This window comes from Streptomyces tendae (genome assembly GCF_014650435.1).
GTDB lineage: Bacteria > Actinomycetota > Actinomycetes > Streptomycetales > Streptomycetaceae > Streptomyces > Streptomyces tendae.
The window spans coordinates 298203-312467 of the sequence record NZ_BMUY01000004.1 but is presented as its reverse complement, the minus strand read 5'-3'; the positions used below and the strand labels follow the sequence as shown (position 1 = coordinate 312467).

13 protein-coding genes are annotated in these 14265 nt (G+C 73.0%); 6 read left to right on the top strand and 7 right to left on the bottom strand.

Annotated features, from left to right (window positions below):
* Positions 1-16: 16 nt before the first annotated feature.
* The gene (locus IE258_RS13490; protein ID WP_189743142.1) at positions 17-1117 is read right to left on the bottom strand and encodes an alpha/beta fold hydrolase; all 1101 of its coding nucleotides are present in this window, start codon (positions 1115-1117) and stop codon (positions 17-19) included.
* 88 nt (positions 1118-1205) lie between these two features.
* Between IE258_RS13490 and IE258_RS13485 the strand changes: the two genes are divergently transcribed.
* The gene (locus IE258_RS13485; protein ID WP_189743140.1) at positions 1206-1418 is read left to right on the top strand and encodes an MbtH family protein; all 213 of its coding nucleotides are present in this window, start codon (positions 1206-1208) and stop codon (positions 1416-1418) included.
* A gap of 13 nt (positions 1419-1431) precedes the next feature.
* On the opposite strand, the gene IE258_RS13480 is transcribed toward IE258_RS13485, so the two are convergent.
* Positions 1432-4746: a family 78 glycoside hydrolase catalytic domain gene (locus IE258_RS13480; RefSeq protein WP_189743138.1), complete on the bottom strand. Its 3315-nt coding sequence runs from the start codon at positions 4744-4746 to the stop codon at positions 1432-1434.
* A 327-nt stretch (positions 4747-5073) separates the two neighbouring features.
* Here IE258_RS13480 and IE258_RS13475 point away from each other — a divergent pair, with 327 nt between their 5' ends.
* Positions 5074-5793: a DinB family protein gene (locus tag IE258_RS13475; protein WP_189743136.1), complete on the top strand. Its 720-nt coding sequence runs from the start codon at positions 5074-5076 to the stop codon at positions 5791-5793.
* A gap of 24 nt (positions 5794-5817) precedes the next feature.
* Here IE258_RS13475 and IE258_RS13470 read toward each other — a convergent pair whose 3' ends face one another.
* Positions 5818-6333, bottom strand: a complete 516-nt coding sequence (locus IE258_RS13470) for a MarR family winged helix-turn-helix transcriptional regulator (protein ID WP_189743134.1) — start codon at positions 6331-6333, stop codon at positions 5818-5820.
* A gap of 171 nt (positions 6334-6504) precedes the next feature.
* Here IE258_RS13470 and IE258_RS13465 point away from each other — a divergent pair, with 171 nt between their 5' ends.
* Positions 6505-7728 carry an FAD-dependent monooxygenase gene (locus IE258_RS13465; protein WP_189743132.1) on the top strand — a complete coding sequence of 408 codons (1224 nt, stop codon included), beginning with the start codon at positions 6505-6507 and terminating at the stop codon, positions 7726-7728.
* Between the two features lie 5 nt (positions 7729-7733).
* Here the strand turns inward: IE258_RS13465 and IE258_RS13460 are convergent, their stop codons facing one another.
* Entirely contained in the window at positions 7734-8357 is a 624-nt protein-coding gene (locus IE258_RS13460) for a TetR/AcrR family transcriptional regulator (protein ID WP_189743130.1), read from the bottom strand.
* 147 nt (positions 8358-8504) lie between these two features.
* Between IE258_RS13460 and IE258_RS13455 the strand changes: the two genes are divergently transcribed.
* Positions 8505-9671 (top strand): FAD-dependent oxidoreductase, encoded by a 1167-nt coding sequence (locus tag IE258_RS13455; protein ID WP_189743128.1) that lies wholly within the window; start codon positions 8505-8507, stop codon positions 9669-9671.
* A gap of 130 nt (positions 9672-9801) precedes the next feature.
* Here the strand turns inward: IE258_RS13455 and IE258_RS13450 are convergent, their stop codons facing one another.
* The 3 genes from IE258_RS13450 to IE258_RS13440 form a co-directional block, all read right to left on the bottom strand.
* On the bottom strand, positions 9802-10545 hold the full coding sequence (locus IE258_RS13450; protein WP_189743126.1) for a chitinase: 744 nt from the start codon (positions 10543-10545) through the stop codon (positions 9802-9804).
* 111 nt (positions 10546-10656) lie between these two features.
* Positions 10657-11175 carry a lytic polysaccharide monooxygenase auxiliary activity family 9 protein gene (locus IE258_RS13445; protein WP_189743125.1) on the bottom strand — a complete coding sequence of 173 codons (519 nt, stop codon included), beginning with the start codon at positions 11173-11175 and terminating at the stop codon, positions 10657-10659.
* A gap of 324 nt (positions 11176-11499) precedes the next feature.
* A complete protein-coding gene (locus IE258_RS13440) occupies positions 11500-12453 on the bottom strand; it encodes an alpha/beta hydrolase family protein (protein WP_189743123.1) in 954 nt (317 codons plus the stop codon).
* Between the two features lie 139 nt (positions 12454-12592).
* Here IE258_RS13440 and IE258_RS13435 point away from each other — a divergent pair, with 139 nt between their 5' ends.
* A complete protein-coding gene (locus IE258_RS13435) occupies positions 12593-12973 on the top strand; it encodes a MerR family transcriptional regulator (RefSeq protein ID WP_189743121.1) in 381 nt (126 codons plus the stop codon).
* 191 nt (positions 12974-13164) lie between these two features.
* Positions 13165-14256 (top strand): ferritin-like domain-containing protein, encoded by a 1092-nt coding sequence (locus IE258_RS13430; RefSeq protein ID WP_189743119.1) that lies wholly within the window; start codon positions 13165-13167, stop codon positions 14254-14256.
* Positions 14257-14265: the final 9 nt, after the last annotated feature.

Sequence of the window (14265 nt, the reverse complement as noted above, 5' to 3'; positions counted from 1 at the left end):
GGGGGGGGGGGGGGGGCTACCCGAGGGCCCAGGCCACGTCCCGGAGCAGCGCGTGCCGCCAGCCCGCGCGGTCGTGCCCGGAGGCCGACCTGGAGACCCGCACGGTCGCACCGGCCTGTTCGGCCAGGCCCTCCACCAGGGCGCAGTGAGGGAGCATCCGCGTCTCGTGCTCCCCCACGTCGAACGCGATCCGCGCTCCGGACAGGTCCGGACGCGCCCGCAGGCGCGCCGCGAGCGTGCCGCCGACCGGGCCGCCCAGGGGATCGGGCAGAGCAGCCGCCTCGGGCGTCCACCACAGGGATGCCGACTGACAGGCGACGCGCGACACCAGGTCCGGGAACTCCAGCGCCGCGTACAGCGCGCTCAGACCGCCGAGGCTCTGCCCCGCGACCACCGTCCGGCCCGGATCGGCGGGCACCCCGCTCCCGGCCACCAGGGGCAGCAACTCGTCCCGCACCGCCTCCCACAGCGCGGACCGGCACCCGAACTCGGCCCCGCGGTCCTTGGCCGGGAGGAACACCAGGGTGACCGGCGGCATCTCACCGCTCGCCGCGGCCGAGTCGAACGCGGCCGTCGCCGGGTGCAGGTACAGCCAGTCGTCGCCGTCGAGCAGCAGGACCACCGGCCCGCCGCCGCCCACCGGATGGACCCGCACGGTGCGCCGTCCGCCGAGCCGCTCGCTGGTCCAGCGCAGCCGGGTGCGGGGCAGGGGCAGGACGTCGGTGGCGCCGACCAGCGGCCAGTGCGGCTGGGCCGGGGCGTCCGGGGTGGCGGCGAGGGACCGGTCGCCGCCCGCGCCCGCCGGGTTGTACGGGTCGGCGTACGCCTCGTCGCCCGCCAGGAACCGGTACGTCACCCGCAGTCGCGCCGGCATCCGCACCTCGGCGTACCAGCAGTCCGTGTCGCCCCACCGCCGCAGGGGGACGGGCTCCGACCAGCTCTCGAAGACGACGCTCGCCGCCCGCGACCCGCGCCGCAGGAACAGGGTCGCCCACCCGTCACCGTCGGGTGTCGCCACGGGCGTGGTCACGGCGGCCACGTCGGCCCAGAAGGCATCGGTGCCCGGTTCCCCCGCCAGCCCGAACGCGGCGAAGGGATCCGGGCCCGACCGCCTCATGAACGTCTCCTTGTGGAGCGGAAATCCAGAAGGCTAAGCTCATCGCGCATTAGGCGAGCCTAACCTAATTCAACGGGAGGTACCGCGGATGAGCACCAACCCCTTCGACGACGCCGACGGCCGGTTCCTGGTCCTGGTGAACGACGAGGGCCAGCACTCGCTCTGGCCGTCCTTCGCTCCGGTGCCCGGAGGCTGGACGACCGTCTTCGAGGAGAACACCCGCGACGCCTGCCTGGCCTACGTCGAGGCCAACTGGACCGACCTGCGCCCGCGTTCCCTGGCCGGGTCCGCGGACGCCTGAGCGTCGGGCCGCCTCACGCGTCGCCGGTGAACTCCCACTTGCCGTGGCCGACCCGGAGGACGTCGAAGCCGGGCACCGAGCGCAGGAGCTCCGCCCCGGCGGGCGCGCTCGCGCGCCCGCCCTCGGACACCGGCACGTGGACCTCCGCCCGCGACCCGACGGGTACCCGTACGGTGAGCCGCAGCCTCCCGCCCACGGCGGACCACGCCACGGCCGCCTCGCCGCGCACGGTGCGGATCGAGGTGCGCGCCCAGTCCACCCCCGTACGGGCGTCGGGGCGCACGGAGAAGGTGCGCCACCCCGCGTCGCCCGGCCTGAGCCCGGCCACGTTCTCGTACAGCCACTGGGCGACGGTGCCCTGGAAGTAGTGGTCGCGGGAGCGGGAGTCCAGCGGCCACATCTCCCACATCGTGTCGGCACCGTTGTCGTGCCAGTAGCCCCAACTCGGGTACGTGCGCCGGGTGGCCACGGCGTGGGCGACGTCCGGGCGGCCGTGGGCGCACAGGACCCGCAGTAGCACGCTCGTGCCCAGGGCCCCCGTGTTGAGGTGGTTCCCGCGCTTCTCGATGTCGGCGACCAGGCTTTCCAGGACCGTGGCCCGGGCTCCCGGCGGCACCAGCCCGAACGCCAGCGGGATCGCGTTGGACGTCTGCCGGTAGTCCGGGTCCTTGGCCGTGCGGTAGTGCCCCTCCGGCCCCAGGAACGCCGCGTTGAAGGCGTCCCGCAGCCCCTCGGCGGCGGCACGGTAACGAGTGGGGACATCGTTGTCGCCGGGCAGGCCGGAGAGCGTCTCGCCCAGCTCCGCCGTGTGCAGCAGCGCCCGGTACAGATAGGCCGTCGCGGTCAGCCGGGTGTCCTCGGGCGGGTTGCCGCCGTAGCCGGGTGCCAGGTAGTCGCCGAGCGCGGTGACCGCCAGGCCGTCCCGCAGCCGGCCGAGTTCCCAGTCCAGGTAGCGGGTCAGGGTCTCCCAGTGCTCCCGGGCCGCCCGTTCGTCCCCGTACACCCGGTACAACTCGCGCACCACGAAGGGGTACACGGTCGTCCACTCCGGGGAGGGCCCGAGGTCCCCGTACCCCCACCCGCCGCTGGGCACGATCACCGGGAGTTGGCCGTCACCGGTCTGGCTGTCGGCGAGGTCGCCGAGCCACTTGGACAGGAAGCGCTGCATGCCGAAGGCGTACGTCATGACCGGTGTACCGAGCTGGGCGTCGCCGGTCCAGCCGTTCTTCTCGTACATCGGCGTGTCGGTGGGGATGCCGTGCAGGTTGTTCAGGACGGTGCGCCGCATGGCCCCGTCCAGCCACTCGTAGAACGGCTCCGAGCAGGAGAACGAGCTGACCTCGTCCACGCGGGAGTGCACCAGCCGCCCCAGCACGTCCCCCGGCTCAGGACCCGCGGGCAGGCCGTGGACCTCGACGTACCGGAATCCCTTGTACGAGAAGCTCGGCTCCCACACCTCCTCGTCCCGGCCGGCGCACACGTATTCGTCGGTCTGGAAGCGGCCGGGTACGTGCCCGGTCTCCGCGTGCACACTTCCGTCGTCCTTGAGCTTCTCGCCGTGGACGAGCCGGACCACCGTGCCCTCGGCGGCCCCGCGCACGCTCAGCCGGGTCCAGCCGGCCATCGTGCGGCCCATGTCCACGACGTACACGCCGTCGCGCAGCTCCTCGATCGCCTTCGGGCGGACGGTGTCGACGATCCCGATCGGGTCGTGCGGCTGTGCGCGCAGTGTGCCGCCGGGCGCCTCGCGCACACCGGCGGGCCGCCACCCGGAGTCGTCGAACCCGGGCCGGGACCAGCCGTCGGGCGCCCGCCGGGCATCATAGGTCTCCCCGGCGTACAGGGAGTTGGACCGGGTCGGCCCCTCGGTGATGCGCCATTCGGTGTCCGTGGCGACGGTGGTGCGGGTCCCGTCCGGATGGTCGATCTCCAACTGCGCGAGCAGCCGGGGCTCGCCGTGCCAGGGAGCGCGGTGCCAGTTCCAGACGTTGGGCGTCGTCATACCGTAGAAGCCGCGGCCCAGGGCGACCCCGATGGCGTTCTCGCCGCGTCTCAGCAGCTCCGTCACGTCGTGGACGGCGTACAGCACCGTCTCGTCGTAGTCGGTGAAACCGGGGTCGAGGACCTGGTCGCCGACGCGCCGCCCGTTGATCTCGGCCTCGTAGTAGGCGAGTCCGCTGATGTACAGGCGTGCGCGGGCCACCCGGCCGTGGACGGTGAAGGAGCGGCGCAGCAGCGGAGCGGGAGCCTCGGGAGTCGTGACGGTGACGCTGCCGCCCCAGGGGCCCTCGCCGTACGGGGCCAGGACGGCGGCCGGAGCCCAGTCGCCGTCGTCGAACCCCGGGCGCTCCCAGCCCTCCTGTGCCGTGTCGGTGGTGCGCCAGCCGTCGCCGGTGCGCAGTTCGTGGGTGCGTCCGTCCTCGGTCTCGACGAGGAGGCGGGCGAGGAGTCCGCCGGGGTTCACACTGGCCCCGGGCCGGTTGGTGGCGAGGGCGGCGACGACGATCCCGCCGCCGGCGGAGCGCGCCTGCTCCGTGACGTCGGCGGTGCGGCCGGTGCGCCAGCCGTCGGTCTGCGGCGGTGCGTGGAGCACCTGCTGTCCGTGGACGTAGAGGGTGAAGTCGTCGTCCGCCGTGGCGCTCACCACGGCCCGCCTCACCACGGCGCCCGCGGGCAGGGCGAGCGTGGCGCGGAACCGGCGTTCGCCCTCCGGGGCGTCCGAGGAGGTCGCGCCGGGGGACCAGATCCAGGACGCGCCGTCCAGGGTCGGCGGTGCGGGCGGCTCCTCGGCGCCGATCCAGCTAGCCAGCCAGCCGTCGTCCGGCAGCGACGTCTCCCACCAGCGCGTCTCGCTCCAGGGGGAGCGGCGCCCCGCGGCGTCCCAGACCCGGACCTGCCAGTGGTAGCGGGTGCGGGGGAGCAGCGCGGGCCCGCCGTAGGGGATGCCGACGGTGCGGTCGGAGGCGACCTTGCCCGAGTCCCACACCGTGCGGGTGCGCGAGCCCCGGCCGCCGGGGTCCCGGGTCACCCGGACCTGGTAGGCGGTCTGCCGGGCGCCGTGTCCGGGGGCGGCCGGCTCCCAGGACAGCCGGGGGAGTTCGACGTCCGTGCCGAGCAGGTTCTCGGCGTACTCGACGCCGGTGCGCACGACGCGCAGTCCGGCCTCCGTCTCCGGCGAGCCGCCCGCCCTCCCGGCGCCCACGGCCGCGGCCGCGCCGCCGGTGGTCAGCGCGGTGACGCCGGCGGCACCCGCGGTCGCCACCGTGCCGCGGAGGAAGACCCTGCGGTTCCAGCCCTCGGTCGGGTCCCCGGCCGATTCCTCGGTCATGTGTGTCCGCCTTTGCTCGTCGTGCCGACGCGGCGGGAACGACCGCGCGTGTGACTCGCGTCGGCTGTCTGGTCCTACGGATGGGGAGGTGCGGAAATGAAGTGTTGAAACGATTCAATCACTGTCCTCACGATCCTATGCACGCCCTGTGGGCCCCATCAAGGGATGTGACAACGGCCGTTCCACGCCACGGCGTTCGGCGTCCCGCCCGTAGGAGCGTGCGGCGGGGAAATCGGTCGCGCCCGCGTCACGCCACTCGTTAGCCTCGGCCTCCGCCGGGCGTCGCGTGGCGCGGGCGCACCGTGAGAACCGTGAAAGGGGCCGGGCATGGAGATCGAGGGCGCGCGGACGGACCGGTTGGGCGTACTGCTCGACCAGTTCGACCAGGCCAGGGAGATGGCGCAGGTGCGGCTGGCGGGGCTCGGCGACGAGGAGTACCTGTGGGAGCCCGCCGCCGACTGCTGGTCGATCCGGCGCCGGGGCGAGGCGGTGACGCCCAGGGCGTACGGGCCGGGCGAGTGGGTGCTCGACAAGGGCGCCCCCGACATCCCGGCGAGCGAGTACGCGGAGGTGGCCCGGCAGGCCGCGAGCGGCATGGCGGTCACCAAGATCGCCGACGACTGGAGCGTGAGCGTCGAGCGCGTCGAGCAGGTCCTGGCCCACACCGGCACGCCCGAGCCCGACCCGGCGCCGGTCACCACCATCGCCTGGCGGCTCTCGCACCTGCACTCCTGCTTCGCGGGCCAGTGGGAGTGGACCTTCGGTGAACGACGCCGCGACCCGCGGCTGCTGGTCGACTTCACCCCCTCCGCCGCCTTGGCGCTGGAGAGGTTCTGGGCGGCGATCGACCGCTGGCGCGAGGACGTCGCGGGCGTCACCGACGAGCAGCTCGACACCGTCGGCTTCTCCCAGTACCCCTACGGCTCCGATCCCGACGATCCCTACATCGGCGTCGTGGCCGGGGACAACCTGGAGTTCATCCACCACATGGCCGAGATCGCGCTCCTGCGCGACCTGTGGCGAGCCCGCACCGGGGCCGCAGGGTAGGCCCGGGCGCAGCGCGCCAAGTGCTCACTCCTCCGCGTCGAGTCTGGCCAGACGCGCCGTCACGTCGTCGGCGAGACGGGTGAGGAGACGGGTGAGGTCCTCGCGGTCCTGCCGCGGCCAGTCGGCGAGCGCCTCGGCGAACCAGCCGAGCAGCGACGCCACATACCGGTTGGCGGCGTCCAGGCCGGCCCCGGTCGGTTCGATGAGGCTCGCACGGCGGTCGTGGGGGTCGGCGACCCGGTGCACCAGACCGCGCTTCTCCAGCGCCTGTACCTGTCGGGTGACGTGCGGGCCCACGACCTGCATCCGGTCGGCGATCTCACCGATCCGCAGCGGCTGGTCGGCCGTCCGGAGGGTCACCAGTACGCCCATGGCGGGACGGTCGAGGGCGAGCCCGGCCGCCTCGGCCGCGCGTTCGGTGAGCCGGCCCTTGTTGAAGGCGGCGCTGAGCTGGGTGAGCCGCGGAAGCACGGTGAGCAGGTCGGGGTGCGGGTCGTCGGGCGCGGAGGGCTCGGCGGGGTCGGAAGGTCCGGGGGTCATGAGGTCTCCATTTGCATACCTGAGTTAGGTATCTATATCGTGGGGAGTGGCCGGTGCCTGGGAGGGTGCCGTATGGCCTCCATGAAGATACCTAAGGTACGTATGTTTGCGCGCTGCGCGGCACGTGCCTCCGACTCGCCGGGGTCCGCCCCGGTGGAAGGGTGAGAAGCCATGACCCACACGTCCCGTCCCGCTCGCCGCGTACTGATCTCCGGAGCAAGTATCGCGGGCCCCGCGCTCGCGCACTGGCTCGACCGGTACGGCTTCGAGGTGACCGTCGTCGAGAAGGCCGCCGCCGTCCGCGGGGGCGGCTACGCGATCGACGTGCGGGGCACGGCCCGCGAGGCCGTGGACCGTATGGGCCTCCTGCCGGCCCTGACCAAGGCGCACGTCGACAGCCGGCGGATCACCTTCGTGGACGCCGCGGGGGAGGAGGTCGGCTCGTTGCAGCCGGAGCAGCTGACCGGGGGAGAGGCCGGGGTGGATCTCGAAGTCCGGCGCGGTGATCTGGCCGAGGTGCTCTACACCCCGCTGCGGGGCCGGGTCGAGTTCCTCTTCAACGACTCGATCGCGACACTCGACGACGACGGGGACGCCGTGCACGTCGTCCTCGACAGCGGCGTGCGCCGTACCTTCGACCTGGTGGTCGGCGCGGACGGGCTGCACTCGAACACGCGCAGGCTGGTCTTCGGCCCGGAGGAGCCGTTCCACAGCTACCTCGGGCGGGTCTTCGCCGGCTTCACGCTGCCGAACGAGTTCGGGCTCGCGCACGAGGCCGTCATGTGGAACGAGCCGGGACGCAGCGCCGTCCTCTACGCCCACGAGCCCTCCGACCCGGTGCACGGCTTCCTCAACTTCACCCGCGACACGCCGCCCTTCGAGGCATTCCGCGACCCGCGGGCCCAGCGCGACCTGGTGGCGGCGCGCTTCCCCGAGCGGGCCTGGCACCTGCCGCGCATGGTCGAGGCCATGCGGGAGGCCGACGACCTCTTCTTCGACATCGTCAGCCAGATCCACATGCCCACCTGGTCGCACGGGCGTGTCGTCCTGGCGGGCGACGCCGCGCACGCCACGTCGTTCATCTCCGGCCAGGGGTCGAGCGTCGCGCTCGTCGGCGCGTACGTCCTGGCCGGTGAACTGGCCACGCACGCGGACCACGCCGACGCCTTCGCTGCCTACGAGCGCCGGGTCCGTCCCTTCGCGGAGCGCAACCAGGCGCTGGCCACCAGCGGCGGCTCGGCGGTGACCCCCGTGACGCGGCAGGAGCTCGAGGCCCGCAACGCCCTGCTGCGCGACCCGGAGGCGGCGGCGAGGGCGATGGTGACCGCGAGCGCGACGGAGGGCCGTGCGGTCCACTCGTCCCTGGAACTGCCCGACTATCCGCGGCCCGCCTGACCCGACTACCCGCGGCCCGCCTGAGCGGACGCGGGCCCGTCCGCCGGGCCTGCCTGTGCGTGCCAGCCGTGCAGGAGCAGGTCGAACACCGTCTCCACGGTCGCCCGGGGGTCCTGCCGCCCGGCGGTCAGGGCGGGGATCTCCAGGACGAACCGGGCCAGCGCCGCGCACGCCGGATCGTCCGGCTCCCGGTCGAGTTCCTCCGCGATCACGGCGCTGAGGGTGTCGGCGTGTCGCATCCACATGCGCTCCCCGTACTCGCGGAGCGCGGGCGTGTCGCCGACCAGAGCGGTGAAGTCCGCCCGGCGCGGGTCGGTCACGATCGGCACCCAGGACTTCAGGGCGTGCGCGCGGAGCGCCTCGACCACTCCCTGCTCCTCGGGCCGTTCGCGCACGGCGGCGGCCAGTGCGGCGTCGACGTCCTGCTCGCGGTCGAAGACCAGCGCCTCCTTGCTCGGGAAGTGCGCGAAGAGGGTTGTCGTCGAGACGTCGGCCCGCTCGGCGACGTCGCGGACGCTGACCCGGTCGAAGCCGTGCTCCAGGAAGAGTTCGAGGGCGGCGTCCGCGATGGCCTGCCTGGTCGCGGCCTTCTTTCGCTCGCGACGGCCTGGGGGCGGGGAGTCGGGCATGACCCCACTCTAACCGACAGCTGGAACGGACCAGAAGTCGGTGCCGGACAGAAAATTGAGTGAGACAGAAAGTGGAACAGTTGCAGTTCCTCACTCGTTTCTGCTTTGGTGGTTCCACGGGGGATCCACCGACGGAAGGAAGCCACCATGAACGCTCCGACGCCCGCGGCCGCGCGGATCAGCATCATCGGTGCGGGCCCGGGCGGGCTCACCTGTGCCCGCGTCCTGCGGCAGCACGGCATCGCGGCGACGGTGTACGACCGCGATCCGGACGCCGCCTCCCGGGACCAGGGAGGCTCGCTCGACCTGCACGAGGAGGACGGCCAGCTGGCTCTTCGCGAAGCCGGCCTGCTGGAGGAGTTCTTCGCGCTCGCCAGGTGCGAGAGCCAGGAGGAGCGCCGCTTCGACGCCGCGGGGCGCCTCCTCGGCCACCGGCTGCCGGACGAGGGCGAGACCGCCCGCCCGGAGATCGACCGCGGTCAGCTCCGGGACCTCCTGCTGCGCTCGCTCGACGCCGGGACGGTGCGGTGGGGGCACACCCTGGAATCGGTGGGCGGGCCGGCCGACGGGCCCCGGACACTGGCGTTCGCCGACGGGAGCACCGTGGAGACGGACCTCGTGATCGGGGCGGACGGCGCCTTCTCCCGCGTCCGCGCGGCGGTCTCCGACGCCGTACCGCGCTACACCGGCGTCGGTTTCCTCGAAGCACGGTTCGACGCGACGGAGTCCGCACACCCGGAGTTGTCCGAGCTGGTCGGCCGGGGCAGCGCCCATGTGGCCGACGGGGAGCGCGGTCTCTTCGCCCAGCGCAACAGCGGTGGTCACATGCGCGTGTACATCATGCGCAGGGCCGCCCTGGACTGGATGGCGGCGAGCGGCCTGGGCCCGCAGGACACCGAGGGAATCCGCGCGCGGCTCCTCGCCGAGTACGCGGGCTGGTCCCCGCGCATACTCCGTCTGATCACCGAGAACGACGGCGCCTACGTCGACCGCCCGCTCTTCGCCCTGCCCGTGCCGCACACCTGGCGGCACACGCCCGGCGTGACGCTCCTGGGGGACGCCGCGCACCTGATGCCCCCGCTCGGTGTCGGCGTCAACCTGGCCATGCTCGACGCCGCGGAACTCGCCCTCGCCCTCGCCCGCTCCACCACCGTCGACGATGCGGTGCGCACCTACGAGAAGACGATGCTCCCGCGCTCGGCCGAGATCGCCGGGATGCTGGAGGGCGGCGCGGGGTTCCTGCTGGAGGAACCGGACGCCGAGGACCTCGCGCGTTTGGGCGCACCGGGACCGGACCGCGGGCCGGGGGAGTGACTGCCGCCGGGGGAGCGACGCCGGCCCGGGGGCGACGCGTCCCGGGCCGCCGGTTCGGTTGGCACGCCGGGCCCCCTCGCGGCCGGGCGTGCCGGTGGGCGCGAGGGGGCGGCGGGTCGGGGTCGGCCGGCTAGCAGCTCAGGTTGCCGCCGGGCTCGACGCCGAGGAGCTGGGTGAAGCGTTCGTAGTTGTCGATCCGGCTCTGGACCTGCCCGGGATTGCCCCCGTCGCACTCCAGGCTGCCGTTGATGGACCGGATGGTCTCGCCGAACCCGGCGCCGTTGACCATGGCGTCGTGCGGGGTCATCGTCCCGGGCCCGGTCTGGGTGTTCCAGTACCACAGGCCCGTCTTCCAGGCCACGGCCGAGTCGTTCTGCACCAGGTCGGGGTTGTTGAGGAGGTCGATGCCGAGGGCGTCCCCGGCGGCCTTGTAGTTGAAGTTCCAGCTCAGCTGGACGGGCCCGCGCCCGTAGTACTTGTCGGTGCCGGCCGGACAGCCGTACGGCTGTGAGGCGTCGCAGTAGTGCGGGTAGTTGGCGGTGTTCTGCTCCACGACGTACACCAGTCCGCCGGTTTCGTGACTGACGTTGGCGAGGAAGGCGGCGGCCTCCTGCTTCTTCACCGTGTCGCTTCCGGTGTTCGAGAACCCGGGGTAGGCGCTGAGCGCGGCGGTGAGGCCGTCGTAGGTGTAGAACGAGTTCCGGCTCGGGAACATCTGGTCGAACTGGGCTTCGCTGACCACGAATTCGGCGGCAGCGGCCCCGGTGTCCGGCTTCTCGGACTTCTCGGCGACGGCAGACGGTGCCAAGGTCAGGGTGCACAGGGCGGCGGCCGCGCCGGTGGCGGCCAGCAGTGCGAGCTTGCGGTGCTGCATCGGTGGGACTCCAGTCGGGTGGGAGGGAGGAGGCGGGAAGGACGGAGGGGGGAGCGACCGTGCACCCCGAACAGGGGGTGTGATCGCTCCCGGACCGCTCCGCCCGGCCCGTCAGCCGCCGACGTTGACGTCGATGCAGGCGTAGAACGCGTTGGAGGTGTCCGCGACGTTCCAGACGGCGAGGACCTTCTGCTGTCCGGTGACGCCGCCGAAGTCGACCTGGTGGTTCACGACCGCGCCCGGCTTCGCGCCACCGTCGTCGAACAGCGCGATCCGCTGACCGCCGACGTAGTACTCCCAGGTGCTGGTGGCGTGCTGTGCGGTGAGCTGCCACGAGAACGTCGTGGTCTTCGACACCGGGGTGACCTTCCAGCCCTTGCTGTCGTCGTCCAGCTCCGCGAACCGGCTGTTGCCGCCGCTGCAACTGGTCAGCCCCTTGGGGCCCTCGACGCTCTGGGGCTCGTACGTGATGTCGCCACAGGACACCGTGCCCGCGGCGCACTGGGCCTGACGGCTGGGCGGATCGGAGATGTAGCCGTGCGCGCTCGCCGAGGAGGCGGGCAGGCTCACGGCCACGACCGGGGCGAGGGCCGCACCGATCAGGGCAGCGGTCTTCCGGCGTGCGTTCATGGGAACTCCTTCACATCCGGCCGTCCCAGGGCACGCGCGGCCGTGTGTGGGGGGACCGCGCGCACGCCGAGTACGGCCTCTCGTGGGTGGGGCCAGGAGGCGCGAAGGTGACGCGCACTCACCGTCCCCGCAGGGGTGTGGGACCCCGGCAGGGCTCAACTCCGCAAGCGGAGCGGTGAGTTCTGTTGGACTAGACCATACAAGCGGTCGACGTGACCGTGTCAAGAGTGTGTCCACGGTGAACCGGCGTCCGGAGAGCGCGCGGTGAACCAGCGTCCGGAGAGCGCGCGTTGACCGGCCCGGGGGCGTCGGACCGACGGGCGGTCAGTCGGAAACCTCCTTGGACTCGAGCCGCCCGAGGGGATGCGCGTCCCCGGCGAGGTCGTCGCGCGCCGTCGCCCATTCTGTGCTGTCGACGCCGAGGGCGTGGCGGAGGTAGGCCAGGGTGACCCGTTGCACCAGGGCGACGTGGGCGGGGTTCTCGTCGGTGGTCTCCGCGGCCTCGTAGCCGGAGATGCCGCCGAGGAAGTGCTCCGCGCCGAAGAGCGTCAGGAGGCTCTTCTCGCCGGGGCTCAGGACGTACGGGTCGACCGTCCAGTCCGCGCCGCGGACGGTGAGGGGGAGGTCGTCCTTGTCGCCCGCGACCACGAGGGCGGGGGCGGTCATGCGGGTGAAGTCGGGATGCCTCAGCCACGGGAGGTGCTCGGTGGCGAACGGTGTCAGGGCGTCGCCGCCTGCGCCGGCCGTGGCGAGCAGCACGCCGGCCCGGACCCGGGGGTCGGAGAGGTCCTCCGCCTCCCCGGTGGCGGGATCGCGGACGCGCAGACCCAACAGGATGCCCGCCGTCTGGCCGCCGAAGGAGTGTCCGGCCGCCGCGACGCGGGACCGGTCCAGCCGCCCGGCGAGCCCGGGTACGGCCGCCTCCACCACGTCCAGGTCGTCGAGGACCCGCCGCATGTCCTCGACGCGCGAGCGCCACAACCCCGGCCTGCGCGGATCGTCCTCGGCAAGGCCCACGGTCCGCGAGTCGAGATGGGTGGGCTGGACCACCACGAAACCGTGGGCGGCCCAGTGGTCGGCGAGCGGGCCGTAGCCGTCGAGCGACGAGCCGAAGCCGTGCGCGAGGAGGACGACGGGCAGGCCGTGCCCGGTCACCGGTGCGGACACGCGCACGCGCAGGTCCTCGGCGCGCCCGGGTGCGGGCAGTACGACGGGTTTGACCGAGACGACCGGTGCGGTGGCAGTGGCGTGGGCCGTCGCGCTGACGGATGCGGTCATGAAGGGGCCTTCTTCCTGCTGGTCGCAAGGGTGGTGAGGAGGGGCCCGGGACGAGGTGGGGCCCTCGCGGGTTACGCTAAAACCTGACGTTGACGTGAGAGGCAAGCCGTACGGCCCGGCTCGGGAGAGGAGGCGCCTGATGCGCATCGGGGAACTCGCCGCCAGGACGGGCGTCAGCGTGCGGGCGCTGCGCTACTACGAGGAGCAGGAACTGCTCGTCCCTCAGCGCAGCCGCAGCGGCCAGCGGCACTACCCCGACAGCGCGGTCGACCACGTCCGTCTGATCCAGGAGCTCTACGCGGCGGGCCTGTCGAGCAGGACCATCGTCGAACTCATGCCGTACGCGGTCGACGGCAGGGCCACCCCGGAACTGATCGACCGCCTGTCCGCGGAGCGGGACCGTGTCGAGGGCCGGATCACCGAACTGGTCGGCACCCGGGACAGGCTCGACTCCGTGATCACCGGTGCCGCGAAGAACCTCCGCACCGGACGGTCCTGCCGCGTAGGGCCGACCGGGTAGAGGATGACCCGCCCGGTGTCGCTCGGTGTCGCCCACCGGGAAACGACCTCGGCGCTGCTAGTTTCGCCAGCCGTCGGAGGAATCTGGACGTCTGGGGCAAAGACGGGCGTCGGCTGGGAGAGGGAGTACGGGTGACCGGTGTGCGCGAGGAACCGTCGGGGAAGGGCTCCCCGGTCGGGCGAAGGACCTTCATGGCGTCGGCCGTCCTGACGGCCGCCGTGCCCGTCTCGGCCGCCACTGTGGTCTCGGCCGCCGCCCCCGTCCGCGCGGCCGCGCCGCCGGAGGGAGCCGTGCCCGGTTGCCGGTCCGTGGCCCGGCTGCTCGCCGTCCCCGAGGGCTCCCGCGGCGTCGACTGGCTGAGGGAGGCCCTGCAGGTCGCCGTGGCACTCGAACTCGCCACGATCCCGCCGTACCTGTGCGGTTGGTGGTCCGTGGGGGACCGCACGAGCCAGGTCGCACGGCTGATCCGGCGCATCATCGGCGACGAGATGTACCACATGGGCGTCGTCTGCAACCTGCTGGTGGCCGTGGGCGGCCGGCCCCGGATCACGGACGCGGCCCCCGCCTACCCCGGCCCGCTGCCGGGCGGGGTGCGTGACGGGGTGAACGTCTACCTCTCGGGCCTCACCAGGCCCTTCGTGCACGACGTGATGATGGCGATCGAGGCCCCGGAGGAGCCGCTGGCCCGCGGCATGAACAACTCGCCCAGCATCGGGCGCTTCTACGACGATCTGCTGGGCGCCTTCCGGTCCGCGGCGCCCGAGCTGTCGGCCCGCGGGCAGCTGTCCGAGCACATCGGGTCCGACGTCCTGGAACCCGTCACCGACCTCGACGGCGTCGAACGGGCCATCGAGATCATCAAGGAACAGGGCGAGGGCACCACCAGTTCCCCCGAGGACGCCTTCGGCGACGACTACCCGGCCCACTACTACGCCTTCGGCGAGATCTACCACGGGCGGCAACTGCGCCAGGAGGACGGCGAGTGGCGGTTCACCGGCGCTCCCGTGCCCTTCCCCGACGCCCGCCCCATGGCCCGGGTCCCGGCCGGCGGCTGGGCCGGCCCGCCGCAGCGGGTGGCGGACCTCCTCGACCGGTTCGACACCGCCTACGCCAAGGTGCTGAGCACCCTGGAGGCGGCCTGGGCCGGCGGCGGCGCACGCACCCTGGGCTCGGCCGTGCGGACGATGCGCGCGCTGGAGGACCCCGCCCTGGAGCTGATGGAAACGGGCATCCCCGGCGCCCGGGGAAACTACGGCCCCCAGTTCCGCCCGCCCCGGGGTTGACGTCGGCGG

Bases quoted from the DNA above. Each gene is read 5' to 3' on its own strand.
- IE258_RS13490 (WP_189743142.1), bottom strand. From the start codon at position 1,117: ATGAGGCGGTCGGGCCCGGATCCCTTCGCCGCGTTCGGGCTGGCGGGG.
- IE258_RS13485 (WP_189743140.1), top strand. From the start codon at position 1,206: ATGAGCACCAACCCCTTCGACGACGCCGACGGCCGGTTCCTGGTCCTG.
- IE258_RS13480 (WP_189743138.1), bottom strand. From the start codon at position 4,746: ATGACCGAGGAATCGGCCGGGGACCCGACCGAGGGCTGGAACCGCAGG.
- IE258_RS13475 (WP_189743136.1), top strand. From the start codon at position 5,074: ATGGAGATCGAGGGCGCGCGGACGGACCGGTTGGGCGTACTGCTCGAC.
- IE258_RS13470 (WP_189743134.1), bottom strand. From the start codon at position 6,333: ATGACCCCCGGACCTTCCGACCCCGCCGAGCCCTCCGCGCCCGACGAC.
- IE258_RS13465 (WP_189743132.1), top strand. From the start codon at position 6,505: ATGACCCACACGTCCCGTCCCGCTCGCCGCGTACTGATCTCCGGAGCA.
- IE258_RS13460 (WP_189743130.1), bottom strand. From the start codon at position 8,357: ATGCCCGACTCCCCGCCCCCAGGCCGTCGCGAGCGAAAGAAGGCCGCG.
- IE258_RS13455 (WP_189743128.1), top strand. From the start codon at position 8,505: ATGAACGCTCCGACGCCCGCGGCCGCGCGGATCAGCATCATCGGTGCG.
- IE258_RS13450 (WP_189743126.1), bottom strand. From the start codon at position 10,545: ATGCAGCACCGCAAGCTCGCACTGCTGGCCGCCACCGGCGCGGCCGCC.
- IE258_RS13445 (WP_189743125.1), bottom strand. From the start codon at position 11,175: ATGAACGCACGCCGGAAGACCGCTGCCCTGATCGGTGCGGCCCTCGCC.
- IE258_RS13440 (WP_189743123.1), bottom strand. From the start codon at position 12,453: ATGACCGCATCCGTCAGCGCGACGGCCCACGCCACTGCCACCGCACCG.
- IE258_RS13435 (WP_189743121.1), top strand. From the start codon at position 12,593: ATGCGCATCGGGGAACTCGCCGCCAGGACGGGCGTCAGCGTGCGGGCG.
- IE258_RS13430 (WP_189743119.1), top strand. From the start codon at position 13,165: ATGGCGTCGGCCGTCCTGACGGCCGCCGTGCCCGTCTCGGCCGCCACT.